The organism is Myxococcus dinghuensis (genome assembly GCF_024198235.1).
In the GTDB taxonomy this organism is placed as follows: Bacteria; Myxococcota; Myxococcia; order Myxococcales; family Myxococcaceae; genus Myxococcus; species Myxococcus dinghuensis.
The window spans coordinates 147,226-160,148 of the sequence record NZ_JAKCFB010000015.1 but is presented as its reverse complement, the minus strand read 5'-3'; the positions used below and the strand labels follow the sequence as shown (position 1 = coordinate 160,148).

Sequence of the window (12,923 nt, the reverse complement as noted above, 5' to 3'; positions counted from 1 at the left end):
ACCCGGGCGTCGTGTCGATGCTGGCCGGCCGGACGCGTGCTCCGCGTGGATGGCTAGCGCACGAACTCCCAGGCGTCCGTCCAGTGGCTGCCCGTGCCCGGGGCGTAGTACGGCGCGGAGCCCTTGCACCAGCCGGAGTAGGGGAAGGGCTTGCAGCGGTAGACGTGGCCGTCGGTGCCCTGCACGAGCGTGCCGGCGGTGTAGCTGGCCAGCCCGTCGGGGTACGCGTACTGCGGCGTCTCGCCGCCACCGCCGCCTCCGGTGGGCTTCTCGATGTCGAGCTGGAACGTGTCGCTGGCCTCGCGTGAGTAGACGCGGTTGGTGGTCGCGCTCTGCTCGGGCACGACGCCGCCGGTCGATTGCAGCACGCCCACCTGGACGCGGCTGGAGGCGGCGTTCACCCGCTGCGCGAGGCTGTACATCCACGTGGCCGCGGGGGTCTCGGCGCCGAGCGACAGCGGGTGGGTCTCCGCGTCACCCCCGCTGCTGTTGAACACGCGCAACGTCACCTTGCTCTGGGCGGGCAGATCCTCGCGCGCCTGCACCGCGCCCAGCTCCTTCCAGGAGGTGGCGGGGGGCGGCGTGTCGCTGAACTTCACGTCGTTGCAGGCGTAGAAGGCCTCCGGCGAATCGGAGCGCTGCCAGATGGTGTAGACGACGTGCGGTCCGGTGCGTCCCTGGGGGAAGGGGCAGGTGAAGCGGTAGCGGTTGTTCGTGGGCGCCGCGGGGGCGGTCAGGGTGCAGAAGGGCGCGTCCTCCAGGTCCGACCACTTCAGCGGCAGCGCGGGGTTGTAGCCCTCCTTCGTCACGTAGAGGTGGAAGTAGGCCGTGGCGTGCACGGCCGTGGCGTGGAAGACGAACTCGAAGCGGTTGTTGGCGTCCGGGGTGATGAGGGTGGAGGGCCAGTCCGTGCGCGCGAGGTCGAGGCCCTTGTGGCTCTCGTTGGCCGCGCTGCACAGCTTGCCGTCGGCGATGAGCTCGCGGTGGCGACCGTTGGCCGCGCCCTGGCGCACCCCGTTCCAGTCGTAGAGCGCCTGGGTCCCTCCCACCTGGATGGCGGCCTTGCATGCGGCGGACTTGGGCGTCTCCGGTCCTTCCTTGAAGCAGCTGTAGACGCGGCTGAGGGGGACCTCCATGGAGCCGTGTGCCTGGGCGAGGCCGGCGGACAACAACGACAACACGACGAGCGACGATGCGAGGGGCTTCTGGATTGCTGGGTGCATCCCTTCCTCCTGTGCGAGCAGATGGAGGCGGGGACGCGGCGGACCGGGTCATCGCGCGGCAAAGAAAAAGCGGCGACGCGTTCCCGGGAGGAGCGCGCCGCCGCCGTTCGAGACGGAGAGGCCCGTGGCCCGCCTAGCGGCGGCGGCCCATCAGCCGCAGGAGGGCGATGAACAGGTTGATGAAGTCGAGGTAGAGCCGCAGCGCGCCGACGATGCTCACGGTGGCGGCGCTGCTGTAGCCCGTGTTGGCGTGCATCTCGCGCAGCTTCTGGGTGTCGTACGCCGTCAGGCCGGAGAAGACGAGGACGGCCGCGCACGACTTGACGAAGGACAGCGCGTCACTGCGCACGAAGAGGTTGACGAAGCCCGCGAGGACGATGCCGAAGAGCCCCATGTAGAGGAACGTGCCCCAACTGCTCAGGTCCTTCTTGGTGAAGGTGCCATACAGGGCCATCGCGCCGTACACGCCCGCGGTGAGGAAGAACGCCTGCGCCATGCTGCCGAACGTGTAGATGAGGGCGAAGATGGAGAACGTCATCCCCGTCAGCGCCGAGTAGCCGATGAACAGCGCGCCGGCCGCCAGCCCCGACAGCCGCGGCGCCAGGAACGACAGCGCGAACACCGCGCCGAACTGCGCGAGGATGAGGGCCAGCGGCCAGCGGGCCACCAGGCGAAGGAGCGGCTCGTTGGCCAGCGTCACCAGCATCATCGCGCCGGTGACCAGCAGCCCTCCGAACATCCACCCGTGCACGCGCGACATGAACGCGCGCTGAGACTCCTGCACGAGCACGGAGTCGACCGAGCCCCGCTCGCTCGTCTGCCATCCCGAAGTTTCCCAGGCCATGAATCTTCTCGTCCTTTCACGCCAGGCCCAGGCCCGGCGGCGCACTGCTCGATGAGGTCGACGACCGGGACGTGCGCGAAGTCCCGGCCTGACCCACCCTACCTAAAGGGCCTTCCACGCCAGCAAAAGCTTCGAGGCCACTTCCGTGGTGATGAGCGGCAGCACCCCGCCGCCGCCCACGATATTCACGATTTCCGCCACCGAACCCCGGCACACCCCGCCCCAGGCGGGCTGCTTCGCCAACCCAACCGACGCGTAGGCCGAGTAATCCACGAAGAAGGAGGTGGGGACGACGGAGCCCGTCTGCTCGCACAGCAGGTGCTCCTCCGGCGGGGAGTCGACGATCTCCTGGACCACGAAGCCGCCCCCCGTCGGGTCCGCGGCGGCCCGTGCGCACAGCTCCGGCCAGGCCAGCAGTTCTCCATACGCGGCCTTCACGCGCTCGACGTAGGGCACCGTGCCCGCCGACCGGCCGAGGAACACCGCCTTGCCGCCATAGTCCCAGGCCCGCTTGAGCACGAAGCGGGCGGGCGTCGCCGCGACGCGCGCGACCAGGTCCTCCACCCGGTCCCCGTCCGGCCCCGTGGTGGGACCCGCGCGGAAGACACGCGTCCACGGCACGGAGGCGCGGATGGCCTCCAACTCCTCCGGCGTCAACCCGGCGGCCTCGGCGAGCGCGGGCTCCGCGAGCGCCTGCGACAGTCGCGCGAAGGTGGACTTCACCTCCACCTGCGAGGCGGGCGGGTTGAGGAACACGGCCTTCCGGCCCGGCACCGTTCCCAGGAAGTCCTCCACCCAGGGCGACGGGGCCTGCTCCAGCCGGCGCACGAAGAGGTGGCGGTAGACGAGGTCGTACTTCTTGCCGTGCGCCTCGAAGGCGTCGTCACCGGAGACCTCGTCCGGGTGGACGAGGTCCGCGTCCGCGCCGAACTCCCGGAAGCGCTCGCACAGCCAGCGAAGCTCGGAGATCTGCGCGTCGTTGCGGCGGCACAGCAGGGCCACCGTGTCCGGCATCTTCCCCGGGCGCTCGGCGGCGTAGCCGTCCAGGAGCGCGCGGTAGAGGGCCAGCGCGTTGCTGCCGTTGAGCGCCAGCAGCGAGGGCAGGGCCTTCTCCGGGTAGCGCACGTGGCGCGCCACCACCTCGATGAAGGTGCGGGCCGCGATGTCCGAGTAGCCCTGCATGGCCGGGATGGTCGCGTTGACCTCCAGGGCATAGGGCTTGCCGCCGGAGACGAAGTAGTCGACGCGTGTCGTGGCCAGCCGCTGGGAGTCCCGCCACGTGCGCTCGGCGAGCGCGCGCTCGAGCGGGGACAGGGCGCCCAGCAGCTCCGCGGCGTCCGGGCCGCCGAGGATGGCGCGCGCCATCTTCACCGTGGCGGAGGACAGGCGCGCGGACAGCTCCGCGCGGCGACGGATCTCCGCGGCGTCGAGAATCACCGGTGTCGCGGTGATGGGGATGGGGCGGGTGGCGCCGTCCAGCTGTGTCACCGCCAGGCCCCGCTTGTACGCGAGCTGCGACAGCTCTTGCGCGAAGTGGCGCGCCTGGTGCTTCAGCACGTCGATGAGCTCTTGCACGGAAATGTCTGTCCTTCACTGGCCCGGGCGTCGCCGGGGCGGGGGAACCTATGTCCGGACCGGGGCACCGGTCCATCGCGCACGTGCCGCGGGCCCGCTCCCGCCAGCCGTGTCGCGGCGTGTGTCTTTCCGTGTGGCTTGCACATGCCTTGCGTCTGGCTTACAAACACTGCTCCCTTTTTGCCTCCCTGAATCGTGAGCCGCCCCTCGCCCTCGCTGCCCCCGCGTCTCGTCCGGTCGCGCCTCCTGGCGCTGCCGCTCGTGCTCGTGTGCGCGATGGCCTACATAGGGAGTGTGCTGCACTTCGCCCTGGTCCAGCACGTGACGTGCCTGGAACACGGTGAGGTGGTCCACGTGGAGGGGAACGACGCACATGCGTCCGTCTCCGTGGCGGAGGAGCACTTCGACGACGTCCGGGTCGCCTCGCGGCGCCAGGACGCGCCGGCCGGCCACGGCGCGGAAGCCCACTGCGCCCATGCGTTGATCCGCCGTGAGGCCCCGCCTCCGGCGACGGGAACCCCTGGAATCACCGGGGTGTCGACCCGCTCCGAGCCGGCGCTGGCCGTGTTCCGCTTCCACGCGGAGCCCGTCGCCCGGCTGCACCTGGCCCCCAAGGCCTCTCCGCCTCGCGCCTGAGCCGTCGCACCGGGACGCCGTCCCGTCTCCGGACACCCGAATGTCCTGAGCGGGCCCTGGTTCGTGGCCGTCGTGTGATCTCGCTCCCTACACCCATGGGGCGCTGAGTCACTCGCCGCGCGACGCGTCGGGGGATGGCTCGTTTCCCCTGCGTGCACGCTCTCGCCCCCCGTGTCGCGCGCGTCCCGCGCGATTCCCGCCATGCCTCCGGCGTCCGTTCCGTCCTCGCCTCCACCGGTGGGGGCCGGTGCGGCGTGGGTGGCTGGCATTCCGCAGTCCATCCACGTGGAGCAATACACATGCACAAGAAGCTTCTGTCCGTCCTCCTGATGTCCACCGCGCTGCTCACCGCCGCCTGCGGCGATGACGACGCGACGCCCGAGGAGGGGGTCGACGTCGAGGGTTGCGAGCACCTGCGCGAGGGCCCGTCGGTCGCCGTGGCCGCCACCACCACGGGGACGCCCCCGGCGGTCGACGACAACCACCGCCGCTACGACATCACCCTGGTGAGCGGGGAGGCGGGTCACTCGGGCGCCGTGAGCTTCGCCGCGTCCGAGGCCACCGACTACGTCCTCTACCTGGGCGCGGATGTCCCCGTGCGCGTCACCGACGCGTCGGGCGCGGCGGTGGAGCTCGAGGAGAGCGCCAAGGGCTCCGCCTCGTGCACGGAGATCAAGGGTCGCCACGTCGTCCCGCTCACGGTCGGCACGTTCACCTTCACCTTCGGTCCCACCGCCTCGTCCTCCGTCTCGCTCGTCGTCGAAGAGGCGTCTCACGAGGGGCACGAGCACTAGCAGGCGCGGCCCGGGCCTGTGGGCCCGGGTCGTCCGCCCGGACATCCGACCCGGCCCCCGCGCCGGGTCTCCAGGAGATACGACATGGGAATCTTCCAGCAGTTCCTGAACGAGAAGCACATCAGCGAGGCCACGGTGCTGCGCCTGTCGCGGCAGCTCGAGGCCCGCGGCGACGAGGACCGGACCCTCACCCGCAAGCGCTCCTCCAAGCGGCGTGAGAAGGAGACGCAGGGCAAGAGCTACACGGAGCTGGGCTTGGGCAAGCCCCGGAGCGGCCGGGGCGTGAGCGCGCAGCAGTTGGGCGCCGCGCTCGCGGACCAGCCGCTGCCACGCCGCGTGCGCGGCAAGCTCGTGCGGGCCATCAACGCGGCGCTGGCCAGGCAGGGCGGCGGCACGGCGGACACCCAGGCCTTGTTCGGCGGCGTGGCGGTGCGCTCGGGGCCGGCGAAGAAGGCCGCGAGCTGAGGAAGGGGCGCCTTCGTGTCCGGTGACGCCACCCAGCCCCTGCTGCCCGCCGACGTCCTCCGCGAGGGAGACCGGCTGTTCGACGCCACGTTGTGGTGCCTCGGACAGGACGTGCTCTGTCCGGAGGGCAACCTGCTGCTGCGACGAGGCCTCGTCCGGCACGCACGTCCGGCGGGCGTGGAGGGGCAGAGCGCGTATTCGGTGGTGCTGCCGGGCGGAGGGCGCCTGTTCCTGTGGGGGTTCGGCGCGTTGTGCGAGTGCGGTGAGGCCGTCTTCGTCCCACGGGACGGCTTCTCCCCTCGTTGGTTGGAGTGCGCGCCCGCGGGGCCCGCCTACCGTGCCTGTGAGCTGGGCACGGGGCGGCCGCCCGCGACGGAGGTCGAGCGACGCGAGGTCCGCCGGAGGTTGGCGGAGCTGGCCGCGTGGCTCGCCGGGCACGAGGAGTGGGTGGCCCGGGAAGTGGGACCTGATTGGAGGCGCGCGTGCCTGGAGTCCCGGCGCCGCGCGCCCCTGGTCGCCGCGGAGGCGCTGGCCGAGGCCTGGAGCCGGCTCGGCTCGCGCATCCGCTCCATCGATTCTGGATTCAACGCCTGTGTCGCCCCGGGCTCCGGGGCCGTGGGAGGTCATCATGCTGGCACGATTGCTTCGCAACGATGAGTCATCCGTCTACGTCCAGGCTCCGTGGGAGGACCTGCCGGACCGCGCGCTCGCGCGGCCGCCGCTGCGCGAGGGGTTGGGCGCCTCACACCTGGCCGTGAGCACGCGGGTCCCCCTGGCCCAGGCGTTCTTCGACCAGGGGCTGCGCCTGTTGCACCTGGGCTGGGGCCCCGAGGCCCGCCGCGCCTTCGCGGAGGCGACGCGCCACGACCCCGACCTCGCGATGGCGTGGTGGGGCCTGGCGCTGACGCGGGGCCCGGGCGCGCGGTTCGCCACGGCGCGCGCCGAGGCGATACAACGCGCGCTCGCGTTGAGCGAGGGCCTGCCGGACCTCGAGCAGCGGTACATCGTCGCGGCCAGTCTGCTCGCGGAGAAGGGCCCGGCGAACGGGCGTCACGCGTTCGTGCGGGAGATGGAGTGCCTCATCGACCGCTGCCCGGATGACGCCGAGGCGCGGCTGCTGCTCGCGGGGTTCCTGCTGGAGGGCTACGAGGCGGACGGGCGCCCCTCCCAGGGACAGCCGTACGCGCAGGCCCTGCTGCGCGAGCTGCTGCGCACGCACCCCGACCACGCCGGGGTGCACATGGCCTGGGTGAACGCGATGTTGCCCAGCCCCCGGCCGGAGGCCGCGCGGGAGAGCGCGCTGCGGCTGCTGGTGCTCGCGCCCGAGGCGAGTCCCGCGATGCTCGCCGCGGGGCGCCTGCTGGCGCGCGTGGGGGATACGGCGGACGCGAACCGCGCGCTCGAGGCGGCGGTGGCGCTGGACGATGCGTACCTCGCCCGCGAGTCGCTGCCGGTGGACGTGGCCCCGTGCGCGGAGCACGCGATGCGCCTGCTCAGCCAGGGCTGCGCGGAGAGCGGCCGGTACAGCGACGCGCAGGCGTGGGCGCGCCGCTTGCGCCACCGCGTGGAGTCCGCGGGGGCCGAGCCCCAGGCCGTGCTGTTCGCCGCGTCCACGCTGGTGTCGACGCACCTGCGCTTCGGGTTCTGCCGCGCGGCGGCGGACGTGCCCATGGAGCTGGTGGGCGAGCCCACGCCCGCGGAGCTGGGCCTGCGGGATGGGCTCCGGCTGTACACGCGCGGCATCAGCGCACTGGACGCGGGACGGTTGAAGGACGTGGAGCGGGCCTGTGATTCGCTCGATGGGTTGCACCCGCGGCTGTCCGAGCACCGTCGAGGCGAAGGGCGCGCCCTGTGCCCTCGGGACGTGGCGCGCGTGGTGGAGGTGGCCGCCCAGGAGCTGCGAGGCGCGATGGAGGCGCGTCGTGGCGAGGCCGGACGCGCGGAGGCCACGTTGACTCGCGCCGGGCGCATGGAGCGGCGTCTGCGGCCCGCGGGTCCCGCGCCATTCTCCCGTCCGGCGCGGGAGACGCTCGCGCGCGTGCGCTTGCGCGACGAGCGCGAGGCCAAGGCGCTGGAGCTGGCGCGGGTGCTCGTGGAGGAGCGGCCCGGGTGTGGTCACTACCGGCTGTTGATGGCGGAGGCCCACGCCGCGCAGAAGGAGCATGCCTCGGCGGTGCGGGACTTCACGGCGTTCCTGGAGTGCTGGCGCGACGCGGATGCGCACCTGCCGGAGCTGCACCGCGCCCGTGTGTTCGTGGCGGGCCGGGGACGCATCCTCCGGCTGGTCCACAACGCGGACCTGCCGCCTCCCGCCGCGCCGGACTTCCGCCCCCTCGAGAAGGTGTCCTGCTGAGCCGTTTCGGGAGTCCCCTCCGCCCGCGGTGGCGTGGCGATGCCACCGCGGAGGGGGTGGTCGGTCGATGAACGCAAGCTCGATGGCGTCTCAGCGCCCCGAACGAATGGCCGTCGTCTTCCTCCCTCCGCCGAAACCGTCCGGTGTCGCCACGGTGGACGGAGGACTGTCACCCGCAGGATGCCGCGCGGCGAGGAGCGTCGCCTCCGCGCAGTGCCTCGGTCCCCGCGCTTGACGGGCTGGACGTGTTCGCGGGAGGAGGGGGCATGCCGACCTTCCGCCTCGCTCAGGACCAGTCCGCGCTGCTCGTCATCGACATCCAGGAGCGGTTGTGCGCCGTCATGGAGCGTGACGCGCTGGACCGCATGCTCTCCCGCACGAACGCGGCCATCGAGGGGGCGAGGGCGCTCGGGCTGCCCATCGTCGTCACCGAGCAGTACCCTCAGGGCCTGGGCCCCACGCACTCCCTGCTGCGCATGCGCATCAAGGACCTGAAGCCGGTGGAGAAGCTGGAGTTCAGCGCCGCCGTGCCGGACGTGCTGTCCCAACTCGGGGGGCGCAAGCAGGTGCTGATTGCCGGCATGGAGACGCACATCTGCGTCTTCCAGACGGTGCGCGACCTGGCGGAGCGGGGACTGTCTCCGGTGCTGCTCGCCGACGCGCTCCTGTCCCGCTCGGCCGAGGACCGCCGCGTGGGCCTGGACCTGTGTCGCGACGCGGGCGCCACGGTGGCCACCGTGGAAGCCGCGCTGTTCGACCTGCTCGGGCGCGCGGGCACGCCCGAGTTCAAGAAGGTCTCCGCGGCGGTCCGCTGACGCCTAGAACACGGGCGGCAGTCCGTTCGGAGGCGGGGGCTGAGGGATGCTCGAGGGCGGCGGAGCCACCTTGTGCGGGGACGTGGCCGGCAACGAGGGGGACAAGGCGCCCACGTACAACAGGCCGTGGCTGCCTTCGGCCGAGGGCGTTTCGAACCAGGTGATGTAGGGCGTCTGGCCGGGGAGGGCGGCGGCGCGTCCGAAGGGCGTCGCACCGATGACGCCACAGGTCAGTTGTCCGGCGCGATTCAGGTCGCAACCCCAGCGCGTCCCCTGGGCATAGCTGAGCTCCAGCACCACGAGGTCGCTCCCCTTCAGGTGATGGGCCATGGGCGTGAAGTCCCGGTCCCACTCGGTGCCGGTGGTGGTGCGGGTATGCGCGTTGCCTGCGAGGATGAGCTGCACCTCGTCGGGATGCGCCGACCGCCGCTTCTTCCAGACCTGGGCCAGTTGCTCGTCCCGTTCGCTGCCCCGGGCCAGGTTGGTGTCGTAGGCCACCAGTGACACGGGAAGCCCCGCGAGCCGCATGGCGCGCACGCGGTCGATGAGGTCGAGGATGGCGCGACTGCTGCGACCGTCCTGATAGGGGCGATGCCAGAAGCGCCCCTCCAGCAGCGCGTCCTGGTCCGTGGGCGCGCCCGGGCTGGCCAGGTAACGGTCCACCCGCTCCTGCTCGGATTGGGGAAGCGACAAGCCCAGCACCACGGGGAGGGACGTCTCGGCCAACTGGCACACGAGGTTCCCCACCACCTGGGGCGCTTCGTGGCTGCCCAGTTGCTCGCCGATGACCAGCGTCAGTCCCGTGCGCGCGAGCCGCTCCGCCCCGCGCACCGCGTCACCACAGGGCTTCGTGTCCGTGGCCGCCACGTCCTTCCAGCGGTCCAGGTAGAAGTCCGCCGGCCGCACGGCTTCTGGGGGACGTGCCTCTGGGGCGATGTTGCCGCTCACGACCTCGATGGAGGGGCCGGACTCCAGGCGCAGCGTCAGCTCCCGCTCCAGCTCCAGGTCGCGGGTGCCTCGCAGGTTCGCGCGCATCTCGCTCTGCGTCTCGCCACGGTTCCTGGCATAGGTCGCGGGGGTGAGGTCCGGCAGCGCCGCCGACTCGGCGCGTTCGCGGTACATCTTCCACCAGACGTTCTGTTTGCTGGCGTCGTTCCCCGCGGTGTCGAACGCCATGCGGAAGATGCGGACGACCGACTGGCGTGGCCCCACCGAGATGCCGGTCACCAGATAGCGCGTGAAGTGGTTGTTCCCGGTGCCGACGCCGATGGGGTACTGCCAGGTGGTGAGGAGCTGGGCGGGGTCCTCCGTCGGCTCGAACTGGTGGCCGTGGGATTCGAGCACCTCCCGGGTGACCTGAAGGGCCTCGGCGAGTGGCTTCTGGAACACATGTTCGAACTGGGGGCGCTCGTCCGCCGAGGCGGAGCGGCCCGAGTGGGCGCACGCCACGAGCGTCGCCGCCAACAGGGCCATCCCCCAGGTCACCGCTCCCCGTGGACACTGCACCTCTCCGCGGCGCATACCCCTGGCCCGCATGCGGGCCAGACGGTGGACGCGGGACTCGTCCGGAACGAGGAGACGCCTGGCTTCACCAGAGGGACCACGTGGTCGCGAGCGCATCGAGGCTCCATGGAGGGGGGACGTTTTTGAAACGTCCCGCACCAAGAGTGCATATCGCCCGGCCGAGGGTTCCTCTCAGCGCGCGCGCTGGATGAGTTGGATGAGGAAGCGAATCGCCATGCCCACGCCCACCAGCGCCGCCGCCAGCACCGTCTGCGACCCACCCACGGGGAAGTCGAAGAAGTAGGCGAACATGTAGCCGCCCACGCCGGAGATGATGCCCGCCAGGGTGGCGACGAGGAACGTCCACGGCAGCCGCAGGTCGAGCATCAGCGCGGCGATGGCCGACAGCGTCGAGAAGGCGAACACCGGCAACGCGCCCAGCGCCCGGGCGCACACGCCCACCATGACGCCGATGGACACCATCAGCACGCCGTCCAGCAGTCGCACGGGCAGGCCCTGCACCAGCGCACCGATGCGGTCGAAGCTGGCGAAGGTGATGCCCCGGTACCACCACAGATGGATGAGCATCACCACGACGCTGGCGATGGCCACCGTGCGGAGCTGCTCGGGGGTGACGAGCACGGCGGTGCCGAAGAGGATGCCCTGGATGTCGTGGGACTCCTGCGCGATGCGATCTCCGACGAGCACCGCCGCGCCGCCCGACAGCGCATAGGCCAGGCCGAGCAGGCTCTCCCGCGTGAGCCTCAACCGGCTGGGGTCCATCATCAGCAGCATCGTCGCGACCAGCGCGAGCGCCGTGGCGCCCACCACAGGCTCCACCTCGAAGCCCAGGTGGATGCCCGCATAGAAGGCCACCGCGACGCCCAGGCCCGCGGACTGGGCCACCGCGGCGCTGACGAACACCATGCGCCGCAGCACCACGTAGACGCTCAGGAAGCCGAGCACGCCACCGGCCAGCAGCGCGCACAGCAGCGGGTCCCGGAACAGCTCGAAGCCCGCGACGAACTGTTGCCACTGGGTTGGTTCAGCGAGCGTCGTTTCCACGATGAGGACCCTCGGGGGCGCGGTGGCAGTACTCGTCGCCGTATTGGCGGCGGAAGGCGGGATGACAGAACACGGTGCGCGCGTCGCCCACGACGAACGCGGAGGTCTCCCGGTCCACGAAGAGCAGCACGTCCGCGTGTTCGGCGGCGACCTCCAGGTCGTGGCACACCACCACCACGCCCAGGCCCCGCTGTCGCGCGAGCGAGCACAACCGCTGCATCGTCTCGCGCTCGGCCACCGCGTCCATCGCGGCGGTGGGCTCGTCGAGCAGCACCAGGTCCGCCTCGGTGGCGATGAGCCGGGCCAGGAGCGTGCGCTGCTTCTGGCCCTCGGACAACTCGCGGTACGGCCGAGCGGCGATGGCCTTCGCGCCCGCCGTCTCCAGCGCGCCCTCCACCGCGTCGCGATCCACCTTCTTCGCGAACGGCCACAGGAAGCTCCACCCCCGCAGCCGTCCCCAGGCCGTCAGCTCGCGGGCGCGCAGCGGCAGCAGCGAGTCGATGCCGGACGTCTGCGGCACATAGGCGCTGCGCATCTCCGGGTGGCTGCGGGTGATGCTGCCGGAGACCGGGGAGATCATCCCCAGCAGCGTCTTGAACCAGGTGCTCTTGCCGGAGCCGTTGCGGCCCACCACCGCGATGAACTGGCCGCGACGGATGACCATGTCGATGGGCGGCAACATGGCCTTGTCGTTGTACCCGATGACCAGCCCGGTGCAGGTGAGCAGCGGCTCGCCCAGGGTGAAGGTGGGCGGGACCTCGTGGGGGGCCTCTCCGCTCGAAACGGGCTCATCGGTTTTCACGTCGCACCTCCGCCTGGGGTGTCAGGTCCGCGAGCGCGTCGAGCACTCCCTTCCGTGCCGCCTCGTTGCGGCTGTCCCCCAGGTCCGCCACGCCGTCCGCGTCCACGACCACGGTGGACCAGTCCACCGCGTCGAAGATGGAGGAGGGGACGGGGAGCGACAGCGCCAGCTTGACGCGGGGCTCGTGCTCGCGGTCCGAGGGCACGTCCACCGCGCCCGTCACGGTGAACAACGCCTCCTCTTCGTGTCCTCCGCCGCCACCTGTCGACGTGAGGGACAGCCGGAAGGCCCGCGCGAGGATGCGGGCCGGGACGCGGGCGTCGCGGACCTGCCCCTCCAGCTTCACGGTGGTGACCTCCCAGACGCCGCGGGTGAGGGTGGTGCGGGGCAGCTCGCAGTCGGGCTCGCACTCCACGGCCACTGGCTCGGAGGAGACCAGGTCCAGCTCTCCGTCGACGTGCAGCGCGGCGACCAGCGACGCACCGGAGCCGCCGCCGCCATTCAGCTCCGCCTCGATGTCCGCGTAGTCCACGAGCGCGCCGTCGGAGCGGTGGCAGTGGCCGTTGTGGCACAGGCTGTAGCCCGGAGGCGGGTTGGCCGGGTCGAAGGTGGTGGGGCCGCTGGTGCCCGCGCCGCCGAGCAGCTCCACGTGGGACACGCCCAGCGCGGCGTTGTCCAGCCGCACCTGGAAGTCGGAGGAGAGGCGTTGGAACCCGTCGCCCGTCTGCCGGTCCTGGGTGGGGGCATAACGGGCCTGGACGGTGGGCTCCAGCACGGCGAAGCCCTCACCCGAGTCCAGCGCGCAACCGGACAGCAACATCAGGGGAAGCAGCAGTCGTGTCTTCATG

13 protein-coding genes are annotated in these 12,923 nt (G+C 71.6%); 6 read left to right on the top strand and 7 right to left on the bottom strand.

The window, feature by feature from the left end; all coding sequences use genetic code 11:
- Positions 1 to 53: 53 nt before the first annotated feature.
- From LZ198_RS20995 to LZ198_RS20985, 3 genes are all read right to left on the bottom strand, one after another.
- Positions 54 to 1,223 carry a lytic polysaccharide monooxygenase auxiliary activity family 9 protein gene (locus tag LZ198_RS20995; RefSeq protein WP_253973801.1) on the bottom strand — a complete coding sequence of 390 codons (1,170 nt, stop codon included), beginning with the start codon at positions 1,221 to 1,223 and terminating at the stop codon, positions 54 to 56.
- Positions 1,224 to 1,356: 133 nt separating this feature from the next.
- The gene (locus tag LZ198_RS20990) at positions 1,357 to 2,067 is read right to left on the bottom strand and encodes a Bax inhibitor-1/YccA family protein (RefSeq protein WP_253973800.1); all 711 of its coding nucleotides are present in this window, start codon (positions 2,065 to 2,067) and stop codon (positions 1,357 to 1,359) included.
- A gap of 102 nt (positions 2,068 to 2,169) precedes the next feature.
- Positions 2,170 to 3,642, bottom strand: coding sequence for a hypothetical protein (locus tag LZ198_RS20985; RefSeq protein WP_253973799.1), 1,473 nt, complete (start codon positions 3,640 to 3,642; stop codon positions 2,170 to 2,172).
- 195 nt (positions 3,643 to 3,837) lie between these two features.
- On the opposite strand from LZ198_RS20985, the gene LZ198_RS20980 reads away from it, so the two are divergent.
- The 6 genes from LZ198_RS20980 (at position 3,838) to LZ198_RS20955 (ending at position 8,705) form a co-directional block, all read left to right on the top strand.
- Entirely contained in the window at positions 3,838 to 4,278 is a 441-nt protein-coding gene (locus LZ198_RS20980; RefSeq protein WP_253973798.1) for a hypothetical protein, read from the top strand.
- Between the two features lie 299 nt (positions 4,279 to 4,577).
- A complete protein-coding gene (locus tag LZ198_RS20975) occupies positions 4,578 to 5,072 on the top strand; it encodes a hypothetical protein (RefSeq protein WP_253973797.1) in 495 nt (164 codons plus the stop codon).
- Between the two features lie 84 nt (positions 5,073 to 5,156).
- A complete protein-coding gene (locus tag LZ198_RS20970) occupies positions 5,157 to 5,537 on the top strand; it encodes a hypothetical protein (RefSeq protein ID WP_253973796.1) in 381 nt (126 codons plus the stop codon).
- 15 nt (positions 5,538 to 5,552) lie between these two features.
- Positions 5,553 to 6,194, top strand: a complete 642-nt coding sequence (locus LZ198_RS20965) for a hypothetical protein (RefSeq protein WP_253973795.1) — start codon at positions 5,553 to 5,555, stop codon at positions 6,192 to 6,194.
- Positions 6,166 to 7,890: a tetratricopeptide repeat protein gene (locus tag LZ198_RS20960; protein ID WP_253973794.1), complete on the top strand. Its 1,725-nt coding sequence runs from the start codon at positions 6,166 to 6,168 to the stop codon at positions 7,888 to 7,890. The genes LZ198_RS20965 and LZ198_RS20960 overlap by 29 nt, the downstream gene beginning before the upstream one ends.
- A gap of 266 nt (positions 7,891 to 8,156) precedes the next feature.
- Entirely contained in the window at positions 8,157 to 8,705 is a 549-nt protein-coding gene (locus tag LZ198_RS20955) for an isochorismatase family protein (protein WP_253973793.1), read from the top strand.
- Positions 8,706 to 8,708: 3 nt separating this feature from the next.
- Here the strand turns inward: LZ198_RS20955 and LZ198_RS20950 are convergent, their stop codons facing one another.
- The 4 genes from LZ198_RS20950 to LZ198_RS20935 form a co-directional block, all read right to left on the bottom strand.
- Positions 8,709 to 10,178: a hypothetical protein gene (locus tag LZ198_RS20950; protein ID WP_253973792.1), complete on the bottom strand. Its 1,470-nt coding sequence runs from the start codon at positions 10,176 to 10,178 to the stop codon at positions 8,709 to 8,711.
- A gap of 222 nt (positions 10,179 to 10,400) precedes the next feature.
- Entirely contained in the window at positions 10,401 to 11,273 is an 873-nt protein-coding gene (locus tag LZ198_RS20945) for a metal ABC transporter permease (RefSeq protein ID WP_253973791.1), read from the bottom strand.
- Positions 11,254 to 12,075, bottom strand: coding sequence for a metal ABC transporter ATP-binding protein (locus LZ198_RS20940; RefSeq protein ID WP_253973790.1), 822 nt, complete (start codon positions 12,073 to 12,075; stop codon positions 11,254 to 11,256). The genes LZ198_RS20945 and LZ198_RS20940 overlap by 20 nt, the downstream gene beginning before the upstream one ends.
- Positions 12,062 to 12,922 (bottom strand): hypothetical protein, encoded by an 861-nt coding sequence (locus LZ198_RS20935; RefSeq protein ID WP_253973789.1) that lies wholly within the window; start codon positions 12,920 to 12,922, stop codon positions 12,062 to 12,064. The genes LZ198_RS20940 and LZ198_RS20935 overlap by 14 nt, the downstream gene beginning before the upstream one ends.
- Between the last annotated feature and the right edge of the window lies 1 nt (position 12,923).